The organism is uncultured Campylobacter sp., assembly GCF_937997405.1.
In the GTDB taxonomy this organism is placed as follows: domain Bacteria; phylum Campylobacterota; class Campylobacteria; order Campylobacterales; family Campylobacteraceae; genus Campylobacter_B.
The window spans coordinates 1-2,186 of the sequence record NZ_CALKTL010000094.1 but is presented as its reverse complement, the minus strand read 5'-3'; the positions used below and the strand labels follow the sequence as shown (position 1 = coordinate 2,186).

2 protein-coding genes are annotated in these 2,186 nt (G+C 53.9%); both read left to right on the top strand.

Going from position 1 to position 2,186, the window contains the following annotated elements; all coding sequences use genetic code 11:
- Positions 1-253, top strand: a 253-nt coding sequence (locus Q0372_RS05290; RefSeq protein WP_298103435.1) for a branched-chain amino acid transport system II carrier protein, incomplete at its 5' end; no start/stop codon positions are given.
- A gap of 186 nt (positions 254-439) precedes the next feature.
- The coding region (locus Q0372_RS05285; protein WP_298103433.1) for a hypothetical protein at positions 440-2,186 on the top strand (1,747 nt) is incomplete at its 3' end.

Below are 2,186 nucleotides of genomic sequence, written 5' to 3'. Positions count from 1 at the left end.
AATCCTCTCGTTGATTAATCCGTGGATCGATTCGAGCAAGCTGATTTACCGCGCCTGCGTCTATGTCTGCGTCGTCGAGGGCGTCATAAACGGGCTTGATATTTTGGGGATTTCGGTGCCGCTTGTGACGTCGTTTGTGAAGATGATGCCGTTTTACGACTCGATGCTCGGCTGGATCGTGCCTAGCACCTTGACCTTCGCCGTGACATATGTGCTGCATCTGATCTTCGAAAAAAGAGACGATAGCTTTTAAATTTAAGAGCTATTTTAAAATTTAGCCGGGCTCTACGGGGCTCGGCACACTTCTAAATTTTAATTCGCCACCGAATTTAATCTCTCACATTTTTGCCGGAATTTTGACATATAAAATAAGCCGCCTTCAAAATTTAACTTAAATTTACGATAAAATTATCAAAATAAAATCGCAAAAGGAAATAAGATGGATAATCGGGACGAGGCGCTAAATCTGGCGCGAGATTTCGAACGCGACGGCTTTAGGATGCCTAATTTATACGAGCGGTTTTGGCGGCTGCAAGGTGACGAGACGGCGTATTTTGCGCTAGCGGACAGCCTGCTGCGTGGGCGGAGGGACGGCCGCACGCTGCTAAAGGACGCTATGGGATATGTAGGCGAGGAGGATTTTAAAGCTTTGATCACTACGGCGGTTGAAATTTTGCGCGAGGAGGCGGCAGAGGGGCGCAAAACACAGCAGAGCAAAAGCGCGGCACAGATGGGAGAGAATGCGCGCTCGGCGCGGGCGGACGAAAGCGCAAGCAAAAATGCACGGCAACGCGGCAGAGATGAAAAGAGCTCGCGCTGGAAAAACGCCGAAGAGGTCATCATCATGGCAAGTCTCGAGTTCGCGCCGTTTTTGCACCCGTATCTGGGCGAGCTTTTTAAATTGCAGCCGAACGAGAGCGCGTATTACGCGGAGTATCCGTGGCGCGGGCTTAGTTACGAGAGCTCGCAAATATGGCGCGAGAAGCTTGCGGATCCGCAGACTAGCAGGGATGAGCGGCAAAAAATTTTTAGCTGCCTGCTTCAGACCCGCGATCCGCGAAACGTAAAATTTGCCTGCGAGTCCGCGCTTGCAGAGGACTTCTTCGACCGTCCGTGCGACCTGCTTGAATATATCGGCTATTGGCTGGAGGCCGTCGGATTTACCTTTGAGCGGGTTAAATTTGACGCAGACGGCGCGGCTCAAATGGCGGCGGATGAAATTTTAAAAATGGATGTGGACGAATGTGCCGGCGTCAAACAAACCCAAACGAGCGAGTGCGACGTATCGCGAATGTCAAACGTGTCCGGCGGCGTCGCTTCGGCGTCGCTACAATCGGATAAGCGCGACATATCGCGCAAAAATTTAGATGAAGCGTGCGATGCGGCAAGTGCCGTTAAATTTAACGCTGGCGAGTTAAAATCGGCAGCGAGCCAAAATTTTAAAGCGTGCGCAGCTGAACACGGCTCTAAATTTAACTCAAATGAGCTAGCCGCCGATAAATCACAAAAAGCGCCGAACGATGAAATTTGCTTTGGCGGCGAGAAATTCAGGCTCAAAAGATACTGCGGTCAGCGCGTGTATCACATAATCTTTCCGCGCGGCTATTTCGGCGCGCCCTATGCGCCGCATCTGGCGAAGCACCATCCGACCTGGCGGCTTGAGGGCGGCAAGGCTGGATATAAGCTAGGCGGGGTTTTGGATGAGGCGGACGGCGATGCGCAAAATCCGCTATTTCATCTCATCACGCTTGATCCGCTGCCCCGTGACTTGCCCGTGCGCTCGCTGCCGCGCCTAAGCCTCGCCGCGCATGTTAGAGAGATAAACGAAGGCGAGGTAGTCTTTTACGAGCACGACGCGCAGGGTATGCCGCGACGTATCGGCGAGCGGACGCAGGTAGAATACGTGCAGGACGAGCCGATAAAGGAGTGCGAGGTCGCTCTGGCACCTACGCCGCCGCGCTGGGCGGCTCAGGACTGGGGGATGTCAAACGGCAGGCAAAACCTTGCGCGCATCGGCGGCGAGCCTTCATGGATACAGGGCGCCTCGGTGCCGACGTGTCCGATATGCGGCGAAAAGATGGAGTTTTTGATGCAGCTTGACAGCGAGCTTCCAAGCTGCGAGCAAGGCGGCGAGGTGTGTCGGGCTGCCGCGGCGGAGTTTGTGCGGGTGGTTCGGGAGGTCAGTA